The organism is Ruegeria sp. N8 (assembly GCF_056531325.1).
Genome location: NZ_JBQFLQ010000003.1, coordinates 249,981 through 265,161, shown reverse-complemented (window position 1 = coordinate 265,161; position 15,181 = coordinate 249,981). Strand labels below are relative to the sequence as shown.

General features: G+C 60.2%; 14 protein-coding genes. 8 read left to right on the top strand and 6 right to left on the bottom strand.

Annotated features, from left to right (window positions below; genetic code table 11):
- Positions 1–29 precede the first annotated feature (29 nt).
- Entirely contained in the window at positions 30–1,019 is a 990-nt protein-coding gene (gene deoC, locus ACR0C5_RS08995; protein ID WP_480876051.1) for a deoxyribose-phosphate aldolase, read from the bottom strand.
- Positions 1,020–1,219: 200 nt separating this feature from the next.
- Between deoC and ACR0C5_RS08990 the strand changes: the two genes are divergently transcribed.
- The 6 genes from ACR0C5_RS08990 (at position 1,220) to ACR0C5_RS08965 (ending at position 8,511) form a co-directional block, all read left to right on the top strand.
- Entirely contained in the window at positions 1,220–2,173 is a 954-nt protein-coding gene (locus tag ACR0C5_RS08990) for a metal ABC transporter solute-binding protein, Zn/Mn family (protein WP_480876050.1), read from the top strand.
- Between the two features lie 3 nt (positions 2,174–2,176).
- Positions 2,177–2,980, top strand: coding sequence for a metal ABC transporter ATP-binding protein (locus tag ACR0C5_RS08985; protein ID WP_480876048.1), 804 nt, complete (start codon positions 2,177–2,179; stop codon positions 2,978–2,980).
- A gap of 3 nt (positions 2,981–2,983) precedes the next feature.
- Entirely contained in the window at positions 2,984–4,189 is a 1,206-nt protein-coding gene (locus ACR0C5_RS08980; RefSeq protein WP_480876046.1) for a metal ABC transporter permease, read from the top strand.
- Positions 4,186–5,115 (top strand): metal ABC transporter permease, encoded by a 930-nt coding sequence (locus tag ACR0C5_RS08975; protein ID WP_480876044.1) that lies wholly within the window; start codon positions 4,186–4,188, stop codon positions 5,113–5,115. The genes ACR0C5_RS08980 and ACR0C5_RS08975 overlap by 4 nt, the downstream gene beginning before the upstream one ends.
- Before the next feature lie 254 nt (positions 5,116–5,369).
- Positions 5,370–7,229: a DNA mismatch repair endonuclease MutL gene (gene mutL, locus ACR0C5_RS08970; protein WP_480876042.1), complete on the top strand. Its 1,860-nt coding sequence runs from the start codon at positions 5,370–5,372 to the stop codon at positions 7,227–7,229.
- A gap of 52 nt (positions 7,230–7,281) precedes the next feature.
- Positions 7,282–8,511 (top strand): DNA recombination protein RmuC, encoded by a 1,230-nt coding sequence (locus ACR0C5_RS08965; protein WP_480876040.1) that lies wholly within the window; start codon positions 7,282–7,284, stop codon positions 8,509–8,511.
- A gap of 3 nt (positions 8,512–8,514) precedes the next feature.
- On the opposite strand, the gene ACR0C5_RS08960 is transcribed toward ACR0C5_RS08965, so the two are convergent.
- The 3 genes from ACR0C5_RS08960 to ACR0C5_RS08950 are packed head-to-tail and all read right to left on the bottom strand — an operon-like array spanning position 8,515 to position 10,288.
- Entirely contained in the window at positions 8,515–8,919 is a 405-nt protein-coding gene (locus ACR0C5_RS08960) for a hypothetical protein (RefSeq protein ID WP_480876038.1), read from the bottom strand.
- Between the two features lie 51 nt (positions 8,920–8,970).
- Complete coding sequence (locus tag ACR0C5_RS08955) at positions 8,971–9,621, bottom strand: ChrR family anti-sigma-E factor (RefSeq protein WP_170772765.1); 651 nt, start codon at positions 9,619–9,621, stop codon at positions 8,971–8,973.
- Between the two features lie 10 nt (positions 9,622–9,631).
- Positions 9,632–10,288: a sigma-70 family RNA polymerase sigma factor gene (locus ACR0C5_RS08950; RefSeq protein ID WP_170773067.1), complete on the bottom strand. Its 657-nt coding sequence runs from the start codon at positions 10,286–10,288 to the stop codon at positions 9,632–9,634.
- A gap of 146 nt (positions 10,289–10,434) precedes the next feature.
- Between ACR0C5_RS08950 and ACR0C5_RS08945 the strand changes: the two genes are divergently transcribed.
- Together ACR0C5_RS08945 and ACR0C5_RS08940 are read left to right on the top strand one after the other, a co-directional pair.
- On the top strand, positions 10,435–11,208 hold the full coding sequence (locus ACR0C5_RS08945) for a DUF1365 domain-containing protein (protein WP_480550214.1): 774 nt from the start codon (positions 10,435–10,437) through the stop codon (positions 11,206–11,208).
- Positions 11,209–11,550: 342 nt separating this feature from the next.
- Positions 11,551–11,868 (top strand): DUF3775 domain-containing protein, encoded by a 318-nt coding sequence (locus tag ACR0C5_RS08940; protein WP_170408475.1) that lies wholly within the window; start codon positions 11,551–11,553, stop codon positions 11,866–11,868.
- Between the two features lie 11 nt (positions 11,869–11,879).
- Here ACR0C5_RS08940 and ACR0C5_RS08935 read toward each other — a convergent pair whose 3' ends face one another.
- Positions 11,880–14,114, bottom strand: a complete 2,235-nt coding sequence (locus tag ACR0C5_RS08935; RefSeq protein ID WP_480876036.1) for a CHASE2 domain-containing protein — start codon at positions 14,112–14,114, stop codon at positions 11,880–11,882.
- A gap of 34 nt (positions 14,115–14,148) precedes the next feature.
- Positions 14,149–15,090 (bottom strand): FecR family protein, encoded by a 942-nt coding sequence (locus ACR0C5_RS08930; protein ID WP_480876034.1) that lies wholly within the window; start codon positions 15,088–15,090, stop codon positions 14,149–14,151.
- Positions 15,091–15,181 lie beyond the last annotated feature (91 nt).

The window sequence follows — 15,181 nt, the reverse complement described above, 5'->3', positions numbered from 1 at the left end:
GCTCTACCAGAGCGATTTCCGGGCGTGCCTCACCCCATAGAATGACGGTAGCCAGCCGAGTACGCCCCGGTGACATAATGTTCCAACTGCCGCTCGATATCGCCCAGCAGTGACGAGGCGCCGAACCGGAACAGGTCCGGCTCCAGCCAGCGATCGCCCAACTCGTCCTTGATCAGCGACAGATAGACCAGCGCATCCTTGGCCTTGGAAATCCCGCCCGCAGGTTTGTAGCCGACGCGGTATCCTGTGCGGTCATAGTAATCGCGGATCGCACGGATCATCACCAGCGACACGGGCAGTGTGGCGTTGACGCTTTCCTTGCCGGTCGAGGTCTTGATGAAATCCGCCCCCGCCATCATGCACACGACCGAGGCGCGAGCGACATTGCGCAGGCTGCCCAATTCTCCGGTCGCCAGAATGGCTTTGACATGGGCGTCGCCACAGGCGGCACGGAAAGCCTTCATCTCGTCATATAGAGCCTGCCAGTCGCCTGACAGCACGTGACGGCGCGAGATCACGATGTCGATTTCCTCGGCCCCGGCCTTTACGCTTTCTTCGATCTCGGCCACGCGCAGATGGAAGGGGGACAGACCCGCAGGGAACCCGGTTGAGACAGCAGCCACCGGAATGCCAGTGCCTTTTAGCGCCGCAACAGCTGGTTCGATCATGTCGTGATAGACACAAACCGCACCCGTGGTGATCGGCGGCATGTCCATCGCTTGCAATAGCGCGGGGGCTACAGGCTGACGCGCCTTGGCGCACAAGCGGCGCACGCGGCCCACCGTGTCATCGCCCGACAAAGTGGTCAGGTCGATCATCGTGATTGCCTTCAGCAGCCAAGCGGCCTGATAATCTTTCTTTACCGAACGACGACCGGGCAGGGTGGCGGCACGGCGTTCAATGGCTGAGGTGTTGGCCTGCACGGCGCGCACCCAGTCCAAATCCAGATCCATACCCGGATTGCGGGGTTCGGTCACTTGCGGCAGATGCGCGGTGCGCATGGGGCTCTGCGTTTCCATCATCGCGTCCTTTGGGAGATTTGCGCCAAAATCGCATGGGTTGCGTCTAAAGAAAAGGGCAAGCGAGTGCGTTTCAGTCATTTTTTTGACCAAATGGACAAATATTGCCGCCTTTTTTGCGAATAATTCGCAATAGCATTGACTAAGTTGCGAATGGTTCGCATATTAACGGTCATGGGGATATCAGATCGGGGTCTGACATGATTCGTCGTAGCTTTCTTGCAGCGCTGGCATTTGCCGTTGCTCTGCCTATCTCGGCGCTGGCCGAAGCGCCGCTTAAAGTGGTGGCGACAACCGGTATGATTGCAGATGCCGTGCGTCAGGTCGGTGGGGACCAGGTCGAGGTCAAGGGCCTGATGGGCCCCGGTGTAGACCCGCACGCTTATCGCCAGACCCGCAGCGATATCGTCGCGATGACCCGCGCAGATCTTATCCTATGGCACGGCCTGTATCTTGAAGCGCAAATGGAGGATTTCTTCCACGACCTTTCTCGCAAGCGCAACGTGGTGGCCGTTGCCGAAGGGATCGACACGTCCAAGCTGCGCGCCCATGATGATTACGCCGACAAATTCGACCCGCATGTGTGGATGAGCCCGGCCCTGTGGCGCGACATTGTAGTTCAGGTGCAAAATGCGCTGACTGACACCCGCCCCGAAGCGGCCAAGTTTTTCGCCGCCAATGCGCAGGCCCATCTTGCCGAGATTGCCCAGTTGGAAGCCTATGGGAAACGGATGCTGGCCGCCGTCCCGAAGGACAACCGCATTCTGGTGACGGCCCACGACGCATTTGGCTATTTCGGTGCGGAATACGGCTATGCGGTGCTGGGCATTCAGGGCATCTCGACCCAGTCCGAGGCTGGTCTGAACCGGATCGGCGAACTGGTCGATACGCTGGTTGATCAGAAATTGACGGCGGTGTTCGTGGAAAGCTCGGTTTCGGACCGATCCATTCGTGCGCTGATCGAAGGTGCCGCGGCCAAGGGGCATCAGGTGGATGTGGGCGGAGAGCTGTATTCCGACGCCATGGGCGAGCCGGGCACCTATGAGGGCACCTATATCGGAATGCTGGATCACAATATCACCGTCATTGCCACTGCATTGGGTGCGGATGCGCCGGCGCTGGGCATGAACGGCAAACTGTCGGCGGGGTTTTGAGCGATGCTGGAGCTTGCAGCACATCAGGGCGTATCCGTTCAGGACAACGGGATTGAACGAAGTCCGCTGGCCATTCGCGGTCTGACTGTGTCCTACGGTCAGAAACCCGCTGTGTTCTCGGTGGATATGACGGTGCAGCCCGGCGCGATGACAGCCATTATCGGGCCAAACGGCGCGGGCAAGTCGACTTTGTTGAAAGCCGCGCTGGGGATCGTGTCGCCGCTTTCGGGGCTGGTAACGGTCAACGGTCAACCGCTCGAGTCCCAACGCGCCCACATCGCCTATGTCCCGCAGCGCGCCAGCGTGGATTGGGATTTCCCGACCCGCGTGATCGACGTGGTCCTGATGGGTCTGTCGCGTCAGTTGGGTCTGTTGGGCCGTGTTCGTGCTCGGCATATGGCTTGTGCGATGGATTGCCTGAACCGTGTCGGCATGCGTGATTTCGCGGACCGTCAGATCGGTCAGCTTTCGGGCGGTCAGCAACAGCGGGTGTTTCTGGCGCGCGCTCTGGCGCAGGATGCTGATCTGTACCTACTGGACGAACCCTTTGCCGGGGTCGATGCGGCCACCGAAAAGGCCATCATTGCAGTGCTGAAAACGCTGAAAGAGGCTGGGAAGACCGTGGTCGTCGTGCATCACGATCTGGCCACCGTCACCGACTATTTCGACCATGTCTTCCTGATCAATACCAGCAAGGTGGCGGAAGGTCCTGTGAATCAGGCTTTCACAGCCGAGACTTTGCAGGCCGCCTATGGGGGCCGTCTGGCCACCGCTCAGATCGACCAGATTTCGCGCGCGCTGGGATAATCCATGCTTTGGGACGCTCTGACCCTTCAGCTGGGCTATAACGCCTCGCTTGTTGCCATTGGGGCTGCGCTGCTGGGCGTGTCGGCGGGGGTGACGGGCACGTTCCTGTTTCTTCGCAAACGCGCGCTGGTCAGCGATGCGATCAGCCATGCAACGCTGCCCGGTGTGTGTCTGGCCTTCATGGTGCTGGTTGCCTTTGGCGGCGACGGACGCAACCTGCTGGGACTGCTGGCTGGTTCGGCCCTGTCGGCTTGGGTGGGCCTGCTGTGCATGAACTGGCTGACCCGCCACACGCGGTTGGCCGAGGATGCCGCGATCGGCGCGGTTCTGTCGGTGTTCTTTGGCTTCGGTATCGTACTGCTGACTGTGATCCAGACTATGGGCGTGGGTCGTCAGGCGGGGTTGGAAGGGTTCCTGTTGGGCTCGACCGCCGGGATGCTGTGGGCGGATGCACTGATCATCGCTGTCGGAGGCGCTGCGACGCTGGTACTGGTGATGATCCTGCGCCGACCCATGACGATGGTGGCCTTTGACCCTGAATATGCTGCCGCCCTAGGGCTGCCGGTGCATCGCATCGACCTTGCGATGATGGGGCTGGTGATGGCCGTCACCGTGGTCGGCCTGAAAATCGTCGGACTGATCCTGATCGTGGCATTGTTGATCATCCCTGCCGTCACGGCACGGTTCTGGACTGAACGGTCCGACCGGGTGGTCCTGTTGGCAGGGGTCGCCGGAGGTGTCTCGGGCTATGCCGGCGCGGCGCTGTCGGCCTCGGCCCCGAACCTGCCGACGGGTCCGATCATCGTGCTGGTCAGCTTTGCCCTGTTTGCCCTGTCGCTGTTGCTTGCTCCGGTGCGTGGCGTTCTGGCCGCCGTTCTGCGTCATCTGCGCTTTCAGCGCCGGGTTCATATTCGTCAAGGCCTGCTGGCGTTGGCGCAGGGGCAGAAGATCTACGAACCCCTGACCCTGCGCCTGTTGAAACGCGCAGGCCTGGCCCGCGCCGATGGGGTCGCGACCGAGGCTGGCAAGGCCCGCGCGGCCAAGGCCCTGCGGGATGAAAAACGCTGGGAAATCGTCCGCGCCGATCAGGCGCATGAGGCGACAGCCGCGCTTTATGACGGGTTGCGCGATATTGAGACCGTCCTGACCCGCGACCAGATCGCTGAGATCGATCGCCAGATCGGCGGCCCGCAGGGGGTGGTGGCATGAGCGGTGAAGAGTTTGTACCCCTGTCCTTAACGCCCTTGCTGATTGGCACTATTGCGGCGATTGCCTGCGCGTTACCGGGCAACTTTCTGGTGCTGCGCAAACAGGCGCTGATTGGCGATGCGATCAGCCATGTGGTGCTGCCGGGAATTGTGGTGGCCTTTATCCTGACCGGGGCGATCTCGACCTGGCCCATGATGCTGGGTGCGGCAGGGGCCGCGGTGGTCGCCGTGGTGATGATCGAGGCGATCCGGAGGCTGGGCCAGATCGAATCCGGTGCCGCGATGGGTGTGGTCTTTACCACTATGTTCGCCGCCGGGGTGCTATTGCTGGAGCAGACCGATACTTCGACCGTGCATCTGGACGTGGAACATGCGCTTTACGGCAATCTGGAAAGCCTGATCTGGCTGGACGCAGTGGGTTGGTCGTCGCTTTTGGATATTGACGCACTGGCGGGCCTGCCGCCTGAACTGTTGCGCATCGCACTGACGCTGGCTGCGGTGTCTGCGTTTACATGGCTGTTCTGGCGGCCGCTCAAGGTCTCTACCTTCGACGAGGGCTTTGCCCGCACCATCGGTATCCGGACCGGCCCGCTTGGGTTTGCGCTGGTGATCACCGCTGCCATCGCTGCCGTAGCAGCGTTTGATGCGGTGGGGTCGATCATCGTGATCGCCATGTTTATCTGCCCACCCGCAGCCGCACGGATGATGACCAATCGGCTGGAAACGCAAATCGCCTGGTCCGTCGCCTTTGCAGTGACCTCGGCCGTGCTGGGCTATGTGCTGGCCGGATATGGCCCCCTGTGGTTGGGCATGGCGGATGCCGTCAGTGCGGCGGGTATGATCGCAACAGTAGCTGGGCTGATCCTGGCCGTGGCGGCAATCTGGGGGCCATGCCGGACGCGCGCCGGGGCACCGGGATCGGCGTAAACGCGCGCTTATGTCGGCTGAACTTTGCCCAACACCACTGACTGGCCAGAGTTCGCAAGCCTCAATAGCCTTTTCGTGCTACGAACGCCGCATCAAGCGAACGACCACCGCTCACATTGGACCGTTCGGACAATCGTTGCCTCTGTGTTGCTTTTCTCGGTGACACGACGATTGTCCGAACGCCCCCTCAATCAGAAAATTGACCTCTGCAAACCAGTGGTAGAATCGTGCGCGTCTGTGCTAGGTCTGGGGGTATGGCGCAGGCAAACCCCAATATCAGCGATTCCCGTCCCGTAATTCGGCAATTGGACGACGCTGCGATCAACCGTATCGCGGCGGGTGAGGTTGTTGAACGCCCCGCTTCGGCTGTGAAAGAGCTGGTCGAGAATGCGATTGATGCAGGATCGACCCGAATTGCCATTGATATTGCCGATGGCGGCAAGACGCTGATTCGCGTCACAGATGATGGCTGCGGGATTGCGGCAGATGATCTGCCGCTGGCCTTGTCGCGGCACGCGACCTCGAAAATCGACGGCTCGGACCTGCTGAACATCAACACATTTGGGTTCCGGGGCGAGGCGCTGCCCTCGCTGGGGGCCGTAGGTCGACTAACCATTACCAGTCGCGTGCCGGGGGCCGAGGCCGCGTTGGTTCACGTCTCGGGTGGCAGAATGGAGGCGGTGAAACCCGCAGCCTTGCGCGCGGGCACGGTGGTCGAGCTGCGCGACTTGTTCTTTGCCACGCCCGCCCGGCTGAAATTCATGCGCACCGACCGGGCCGAGGCACAGGCGATCACCGACACCGTGAAACGTCTGGCGATGGCAGAGCCCGCGATCACCTTCACCCTGCGCGATGTCTCGGGCGGGGGAGAGGGGCGCGTGACCTTCCGCGCCGACCGAGAGAATGGCGATCTGTTCGATGCCTTGCACGCCCGTCTGGCTCACGTGATCGGGCGCGAGTTTGCCGAGAACGCGTTGCAGATCGACGCTACGCGTGAGGGGATCAGGCTGTACGGATACGCCGCCTTGCCGACCTATTCGCGCGGTGCTGCGGTGGCGCAGTACCTGTTCGTCAATGGCCGTCCGGTGCGGGACAAGATGCTGACCGGGGCGCTGCGGGCGGCGTATTTCGATTTCCTGAGCCGTGACCGCCACCCGGCGGCGGCGCTGTTCATAGACTGTGACCCGACACTGGTGGATGTGAACGTGCATCCGGCGAAGTCCGAGGTCCGGTTTCGCGATCCCGGCGTAGCGCGGGGGCTGATCGTCTCGGCCCTGCGCCACGCGCTGGCCGAGGCAGGGCATCGTGCTTCCTCGACCGTGGCAAACGCGACTTTGGGCGCGATGCGGCCGGAAGCGGCGCAGCCTGCGCAGCCCGCTCCGGCGCGGGTGTATCAAATGGATCGACCCTCAGCAGCGGCGCGGCACACGGCCTACCGGGCCCAGGCGCCGGGCTTTGCGGAACTGTCGCAGGATTACAGCGGCAGCATTGTCGAACCCGCTCCGGTCGCCGCGGAGGAACCTCCGGCACAGGACTTGCCCTTGGGCGCGGCCCGCGGGCAGGTGCACGAAAATTACATCATCGCCCAAACCGCCGATGGCATGGTGATCGTCGATCAACACGCGGCGCATGAACGCTTGGTCTATGAGAAGCTCAAACACCAGATGGCTGAGAACGGCGTCGCCGCGCAGGCGCTGCTGATCCCCGAGATCGTGGAACTGTCCGACGGCGACTGCGCGCGGCTGCTGGCCGTGGCCGACGACCTGACCCGACTTGGCCTGACGTTGGAACCCTTCGGCGGCGGGGCCATCGCCGTGCGTGAAACCCCGGCCATTCTGGGCGAAGTCGACGCCCGCGCGATGATCTTGGATATCCTTGATGAACTGGCTGATCAGGGCGAAAGCCAGACTGTGCAGGCGCGGATCGAGGCGATCCTCAGCCGGGTGGCCTGTCATGGCTCGGTCCGGTCGGGCCGTCGGATGCGAGCCGAGGAAATGAACGCCTTGCTGCGCGAGATGGAGGCGACGCCCCATTCCGGTCAATGCAACCATGGGCGGCCGACTTATGTGGAACTGAAACTGTCAGATATCGAACGTCTGTTCGGGCGCAGTTGATCCCGCCGCGTGCGCGCGATATGAAGAATAAAACAAGAACACCCGAGGCGACATGATCGAGATTGCTGGCACCCAAATCGCCCTGAACGACCCCGTGATCCTGATTGGGGGCGGCGTGGTGGCGCTGATCCTGCTGCTGCTGTTTCTGTCACTGCGGGCGGCGCAGCGGTCGGCACGCATGGCCGAGCCGCTGGCGCGGCAGATGGCGCATTTGGGTCAGCATGTGCAGCAATTGGGGCAGGGGCAGGAACAATTGCGCGGGGGGCTCCAGCATGTGTCAGACACGCAGGCCAATGCGCAGGTGCAGGTGATTCAAACGGTTGAGTCGCGCCTGTCCTCAGTCCAGCAGCAGATGAATGATCGGCTGGCGGATAACGCGATGAAATCTGCCCGTGCGCTGGCCGAAATGCAGGAGCGGATGAAGGAGTCGCTGCATGGCTCGTCGAAACAGACCGCTACATCGCTGACGCAATTGCAGGAGCGCCTCGCCGCCATCGACAAGGCGCAGGACAATATCACCAAACTGTCGGGCGATGTGTTGAGCTTGCAGGATATCCTGTCGAACAAGCAGACCCGCGGCGCGTTTGGGGAAATTCAGCTGAATGACATCGTGTCGAAGGCGCTGCCCTCGGACAGTTTCCAATTGCAGGCCACGCTGTCGAACGGGCGGCGCGCCGATTGCCTGATAAACCTGCCGAACCCGCCGGGTCCCATCGTGATCGACAGCAAATTCCCGCTTGAGGCTTATGAGGCGCTGATCGGGTCCACCAATGATGCCGAGTTAAAAGCGGCGGTGCAGATGTTCCGAAGCACCGTGCGCAAACATATCAACGACATTGCCGAGAAATACATCTTGGACGGCGAAACCGCAGATGGCGCGCTGATGTTCCTGCCGTCCGAGGCAGTCTATGCCGAGTTGCACGCAAAGTTCCCCGAATTGGTGCAGGAGAGTTTCAGCAAACGGGTCTGGATCGTGTCACCTACCACCTGCATGGCCACGCTGAACACCATGCGCGCGATCCTGAAAGACGCCAGGATGCGCGAACAGGCCGGTGCCATTCGCAAGGAACTGGGCATGCTACACAAGGATGTCGAACGTCTGGGCGACCGCGTCTCGAACCTTGATCGACACTTCGGGCAGGCCGCCAAGGATATCTCAGATATCAAAATAAGCGCCGAAAAGGCTGGCCGCCGGGCGCAGCGGCTGGACAATTTCGATTTCGAGGAACTGGCCCCGGACGATCACACCAACGTGGTGCCCCTGGGTAAGACCGAGGGGTAGGCGCTACTGGATCGACAGATCCAGATTATAGCCAACTGCCTTGCCGGTATCGCGGTCATTGCCCATCAGGTAGACCCGGATCGTATAGTTTCCGTTTTGAGGCAGATTGATACGCGCCGTGTTGCCGTCGATGGAACCGATATAAATTGCCTCGCCCTCGCTGCCCGGCGGCAGGATGTTGAAATAGATCACACCGTTGCCATTTGTGTCGCTGACATTGAGTTCGGCAAACATCTCCTGCCCGGCCTGCGCGCCGAGCAAATAGTCGAAATATTCATTCCCGGTGATGGTGCCGCTGACCATCGTGCCATAGTTGCCGGGTTGGAATTTGACCTCGGCGACACTCTGGGCCGAGACCGGGAAGGTCAGCCCCAAGGTCGCTGCGACAAAGATCAGGTGTTTCATCATGCAAGAACCCTCCGTTCAGCAAGGTCAGTTGAGCAAGATGCACACCTATCTTCAGATCCGTAGAAACGGCTGGAACAGGCGCGGCATCAGCTTGTTGAATTTCAGTGGCGCATCGGTCACGGCCAGACAAATGCAATCCTCAGAAATATCTGCAGTCGGCGTGTGGTGCAGGTCTTCATCTGCGATTTCCACGTCGCCACGTGCGAAATGGTCGACCTCATCCGAAAATGCGCCCTGCAGCACCATCGTCAATTCCATTCCATTGTGGCTGTGATCCGGCACGGCAGCCCCGGCGGGAATGAACAACAAACGCGCAGTCGCCTCATGGGTGGTCGGCAGAATCGCCTGTTTCACGCCCATGCCGATCGGTCGCCATTTGATATCATTGACGTCGCCGCCCACATAATCCTGCAACGGAGTCGGTAGGACTGAACAGCCCGCACGCACCGGTTTGGCAACAGGGGCACCTTGGGCGATCATCGCCATAGTCGCGGCCAGCGACCCGTCGTTCATGCTGACGGTGGCGTCCTGTTCCTGCAACACGCACCCGCCCACCGCATCAAAGCTTTCAGCCCGCGCGCGGCAATGGTCGCACAGGGTCAGATGCGTGGCGACCATCAGGTCGAACGCCTCGGGAAGGGTGCCTGCGGCATAGGCCATCAGCAGGTCGTCAGTCAGGTGATGTTTGATCTTGTTGCTCATCATCGTAATCTCAGTTCATAGCATGGCGCAAGCGGTCCAGCGCCAGCCGAATACGTGATTTGATCGTGCCCAACGGCAATCCGGTCTGCGAGGCGATCTCGCGATGACTCAGGTCGCCAAAATAGGCCTTTTCAATCAACTCTCTTTGCGCCTCGGGCAACGCGGTCAACGCGTCGCGCAGCTGCGCGGTTTCCTGTTGCAGCGCCATGACGTCGTGCTGATCCGGCTCGGCCTCGGGACCCCATCCCAGATCTTCGGGCTCGGGGCGGCGTTGCCTGCGCAGCACATCGATGCGCTTATTCCGTGCAATCGTGAACACCCATGTGGCCACGGTCGCCCGAGTTGGGTCGAACAGATGCGCCTTGTGCCACAAGGTCGCCATCACCTCTTGCGCGCATTCCTCAGCCATGGCCGCATCCGACCCCGACTTGATCAGGAACGCTTTGACCCGAGGCGCAAAATGCTGAAACAGTTCGGCAAAAGCCGCCTGATCCTGCGCGTCCCGGATGCGGGCCACATGGCCCACCCATTCGGTTCTGGTCTCACAACTGCCGTTTGCGTGGTTCACCGGTCGTCCCTTGATGCGTCGCTTGACGCGCAATGGCCTCACTACGGGCCCGTCGGCCACCGGTTCATCCAAGCGCGCGGTATCGCTCTCGGTAAACATAACCATATTACGTAGAAGGTCCCAAGTCGGATCACTCTCACAGATAATTTTAATCCGTTGCAGTGTTTTCAGCGTAATGTGAATATCCAAGGACAGGCGAAAACAGCGCCGATTGAACGGTTTACAGGCAGATTGGAAAAAGTGGCATGAACCGGATCGACCATATCGCAGGCCACACTTATCATGGTCGGAAGGGGGCGATTGAAAATGCCTTCCGGTATTCGGTCGACTATATCCTCCTGAACCCCGAGGCCGAGGTTCAGACGCCACGTTTGTTTTCTTTGGACCGCGCGAACATCGTCAACTGGCGCAAACGCGATCACGGCGGTGTGCCGGGGAAAGGCCGGGGCGCGGCATGGCTGCGCGATCAGTTCACACAGTTGGGTGTGTCACAACCCGCAACCCTGACCCTGCTGACGCAGCCGCGCGTGCTGGGTCACGTATTCAACCCGGTCAGCTTCTGGTTCTGTTTCGATGAGGATGATCAGCTTTACGCTGTCGTGGCCGAGGTAACGAATACCTTTGGCACGCGGCACAGTTATCTGTGCCACAACCCGAATTTCGCGCCCATTCAGCCCTCGGACCGGATCGTGGCGGACAAGTTGATGCACGTATCACCGTTCCAGAAAATCGAAGGATCTTATACATTTCGCTTCGACTATCGGCCTGACAAGGTAGGTGTCTGGATCGATTATGGCCGCGAGAAAGGCGGGTTGATTGCGACCCTCAGCGGCCCACGCGCACCGCTGTCGGATCGGACAATCCTATGGTCCTTGGTCCGGCGTCCCTTCGGCGCGCGGCGCGCGTTTTTCCTGATCCTTTGGCAGGCGTTGAAGCTTAAGTTGAAGAAGGCGCGTTTTCGTCCGTTCCGCCATGCACCCGTGCCCGATCATCCGGTTTCGCGCATCCGCGAGCCCTAGGGTCAGGAGCCATTAATCTTGCGCCACTGGCGCGCGAACGGCAAAAAAGCAGTGCTTTTGGGTGCGCAGGGACTGGCGGTGTCAATTTCAAGCGATCAAAGCCGCTGCTTTGCAGCTGTTCATGCGTCCGAAGGATTTGACTGATTTTGCCTCTGAACTGCGTTACATCCTTTAGAAATAGAACCACTATTCCAGCAAGGATGTGCCTTGTCAGAACCAAAATCGGTCAAACCAATGGCGCAAGATTAATGGCTCCTGGCCCTGGTTTGCGTAAGATCAAAGACTCAGCCCGGCGAGGGTGGTTGTGGTACTATAGAGACCGCGAACACGAGGAGTTGGGACATGTTGGAAATCTCGGCAAGAAAAATCGCTCAGGTCGCCATGATGGGACGTGAGTTGGACCGGGCCGAGGGCGAGCTGCGCGCTTTCATCGACCGGATGGGTGAAGATGAGCAGGCCGAATTGGTTGCGGTCATGTGGATCGGGCGCGAAAGCTTTTTCGCCGAAGATCTGGCCGAAGCCATCGCCACCGCCAAGTCCGAGGCCTCGACCCCCTGCGCGGATTACCTGATCGGAACGCCACATCTGTCGGATCATCTGGAAAACGGTTTGGACGCTTTGGGCATTTCCGCCGAGGATGTGGAAAACGACCTGATGTAACCAGGTCGGATCTAAGCCGAAGGCAGGTTCGCCTGTGCGCGGTGGCTGAACATGATCTGGTCCGATTGTACATCTGACCGGAAATCAGCCGCCCGACCCGGAACAGCTTGATAGAACGGGCGAAGCCCCGGTTCGACCTCGGTCGCCAGCGTTGCGCACAGGTTGCAGTGCTTCTTGATCTGCACATAGGATTGCCGCTGTCGAATGGCTGCGATCATATCGCCATGCGCCGCCGCGAGTTCCATAAACCCAGGCGAAGTGCGCAGCGTAGTGTTACCAACCAGAAGAAAAACAGCCTCAAGCTCGGACTTGCCCTTCAGATCGACAAATCCAGCTTCGAGCATCGCCAGATCCTGCCGCGCGGCCTTGTAGACGGAGCTGGAAACGAGGATGTCATATTCCACGTGGCGGCAGCTTTGTTCGATCCGAGCGGCCACATTCACCACATCGCCAATGACCGTATAGTTGAACCGGCTGCGCGATCCGATATTGCCCACACAAGCCAGACCGGTGGCGCATCCTGTCGCCAATGCGATCGGTGGGCGACCCTTCATGACATCGGAGGCGTTGAACCGGATCAAGGCCTGCCGCATCAACAGCGCTGAATGGGCGGCGCGGCAGGGATGATCCTCGACTGGCAGCGGCGCGTTCCAAAACGCCATGACCGCATCGCCAATGAACTTGTCGATGGTTCCCCGTTCGTGCAGGATCTGATCTCCGACCTGTGAGAACAGCTCATTCAGCAATGCCACCAGATCAGTGGCCGACACGGATTCAGACAGCGGCGTAAACCCCCTGATGTCCGAGAACATGACGGTGATTTCCTGCGTCTCGCCACCCAGTTGCAGGCGATGGCCCGAAACCTCCATCTCATCCAGAATTTCCGGGGCAACGTAGTGTGAGAACACCTGCCGGATTTCCCGCTTTTCCCGCTCGGTCGTGACAAATAGGTACCCCGCCAGTAAGCCGAAATTGGCCATTCCACCCAGCAGCGGAAAGGTCACGTCAAACAGGGTGAGCTGGTTCTGAAAAGCAAGCCAGCTGGTGCCCAAAACCGCGGCCGCTGCCACCCCGCCAGCAACGAATGAGGCGACCGCGCCAAAACTGGACATCACTGCAATCACGATCAGGCCTAGCAATACGAAAGACACCAGCTCCAGTGCTGCCGTCACATCCGACCGGTTTAGCATTTCACCTGTAAAAATCTGCTCCAGCAACTGCGCGTGGATCGACACGCCCGGCACCGACTCGCCCAGCGCGGTCTGATGCATGTCGAACAGACCCGCCGCCGAGGTACCGACAAGGATAATCCGTCCTTCGATCTCCGCCCTGAGTGCGGGATCACCTGGGGTTTGCATGACCCTGTCGGCCGATAGGTAAAGGTCCGGCTGGTCATGTCGATACCTGACCCAGACCTCACCGTTTTCGGTGGTCGGCAGGCGGAAATCTCCCAGCTCAACCGCGAGCATGATCCCTTCCTCATCTGCCGAGCCCTCGGTCAGAATGAACGGTGCGTCCAGCGCGACCCTCAGCGCTTCGATCCCCAAACCGGGCATCGGACCGTTCGGACCGCCCCACAAAACTGGGACGCGTCTAATGATCCCGGTACCACCCAGTGGCGAGACGTTTACCCCGCCAATCCCCGCAGCGCTGCGATCCAAGGGAGGCGCGATCGGGGTCCAATGAGGGACCGAGATCAATCCGGAGGTCGGTGCTTCTCCGATCTCGATGATCCCGGCCTTGGGGGCAACATTGCTGCCCTCCTGCGAGATACGAGCCGCCGTGCCCATCACCACCGGCCAATGGGCGGCTTCGAGCCCGAAAAGCACGTCATAGTCCACCTTCTGTGCATGACGTTCCACGGTCAGAACGCCGTCCAGCGCAGGGTCGTTGAGCAACCGGGCGGGTGAGTATCGGTCCGGTTCGACAAACAGCATGTCAAAAGCAATAGCCGCTGCGCCATTCTCACCCAGGTTCTGGACCATCTGCGCCAGCAATGTGCGTGGCCAGGGCCATTGGCCCCAATTGGCCAGAGACTCTTCGTCAATATCCACGACTCGCACCGGCAGGTCAGGTGTGTATTCGCGGGGCGACATCCGTTGCAGCAAATCGAAATAGATCATCCGCGACATCCGCACTGGGTAAGGGTCCATGATCCGGATGAAGCATCCAAACAGAATCAGGCCAAGCCCGACCAGGCGAAACGCCCGTCGCCGTCCCGTTCTCTCTTTGGATTTCAAACGCAAGTCGGCCTCCGACTAAATCTGGCGTCGTTTCTATTCAGGCGCGTTTGCCCTTGCCTCGGCCTTTACCTTTACCTTTGGCTTTCCCCGGATTGTCAAACCCATCCGTGTTGCCGCTCTGCCCGCCGGGATTGGAACCGTCGGCCTGACCGGAACGGTTGCCTTTCACGTCGGGTTCAGGTTCCGGTTCAGGTTCCGGTTCAGGCTCTGGATCCGGTTCTGGATCCGGGACGGGTGGCTCGGGAGCCGGGGGTTCAGGCAGCACAACCGGTTGAGGCGTTGATTCTTGCACGAATTGTGGTGGCTGCGGCGGATCGGATTTGGGCACGGGCAAGGGGGCCGCTTCGCCCGCGCACCCACCAATACCGACCTGCAGAGGGCTCAGCAGGTCCAGTTGAGATTGGATAAAGGGAAATCCGGTTTGTAGCGCCAGATCATATTGTGCCTGATCCACCGGACGCCCGACTCCACCCCGCTGGTTGGTTGCAAACAAACTGCACTGTCTGCCTGCCGAGTGGCAAAAACCGCCATTTCCGCACATGCGGACCGTGCCTTCGAGCACCAACATGGCGCTCTGAGCGCCCGGAATGACCCACATGTCAAACGTTGTCCCGCGCACGGCCATCGTCGCCGTCGGGGTCTTGATCGAATAGGCCCGCTTTTTGCTTTTGCCTGAAATGAAGCGGAAACTGCCGCCCAATGCCTGCACCGCAAATGATTTTGCCTTGCGATTGCCGCGCAGCATCGTCACGTCCAGGACCATACTGGCATTCGGCCCGATGGCTATTTTGGTTTCATCGACAAAGACCAGTTGCACCAGCCCGTTCCCGTCGGTCGAGATCGAATCCCCCGACGCGACATCCATTCCGGCTAGCAACGGTTGTGATTTTCCACCTCGGGTGATTTCCGCGCCTGGCTTGACACCAATCACCTTTCCAATATTGGCCAGCACCTGTGCAGGCACCAGCAATAGACACATTAAAACGAATAGCACTCTTAACCAGGCCAAGCTTCCATTCCCCCATAGCTCGTATGGTGAGCAAATTGCTCACTGCCCGGTTTTGTGCCCC

Coding starts and splice junctions, on each gene's coding strand:
- deoC (WP_480876051.1), bottom strand. CDS start 1,019: ATGGAAACGCAGAGCCCCATGCGCACCGCGCATCTGCCGCAAGTGACC.
- ACR0C5_RS08990 (WP_480876050.1), top strand. CDS start 1,220: ATGATTCGTCGTAGCTTTCTTGCAGCGCTGGCATTTGCCGTTGCTCTG.
- ACR0C5_RS08985 (WP_480876048.1), top strand. CDS start 2,177: ATGCTGGAGCTTGCAGCACATCAGGGCGTATCCGTTCAGGACAACGGG.
- ACR0C5_RS08980 (WP_480876046.1), top strand. CDS start 2,984: ATGCTTTGGGACGCTCTGACCCTTCAGCTGGGCTATAACGCCTCGCTT.
- ACR0C5_RS08975 (WP_480876044.1), top strand. CDS start 4,186: ATGAGCGGTGAAGAGTTTGTACCCCTGTCCTTAACGCCCTTGCTGATT.
- mutL (WP_480876042.1), top strand. CDS start 5,370: ATGGCGCAGGCAAACCCCAATATCAGCGATTCCCGTCCCGTAATTCGG.
- ACR0C5_RS08965 (WP_480876040.1), top strand. CDS start 7,282: ATGATCGAGATTGCTGGCACCCAAATCGCCCTGAACGACCCCGTGATC.
- ACR0C5_RS08960 (WP_480876038.1), bottom strand. CDS start 8,919: ATGATGAAACACCTGATCTTTGTCGCAGCGACCTTGGGGCTGACCTTC.
- ACR0C5_RS08955 (WP_170772765.1), bottom strand. CDS start 9,621: ATGAGCAACAAGATCAAACATCACCTGACTGACGACCTGCTGATGGCC.
- ACR0C5_RS08950 (WP_170773067.1), bottom strand. CDS start 10,288: ATGTTTACCGAGAGCGATACCGCGCGCTTGGATGAACCGGTGGCCGAC.
- ACR0C5_RS08945 (WP_480550214.1), top strand. CDS start 10,435: ATGAACCGGATCGACCATATCGCAGGCCACACTTATCATGGTCGGAAG.
- ACR0C5_RS08940 (WP_170408475.1), top strand. CDS start 11,551: ATGTTGGAAATCTCGGCAAGAAAAATCGCTCAGGTCGCCATGATGGGA.
- ACR0C5_RS08930 (WP_480876034.1), bottom strand. CDS start 15,090: ATGTGTCTATTGCTGGTGCCTGCACAGGTGCTGGCCAATATTGGAAAG.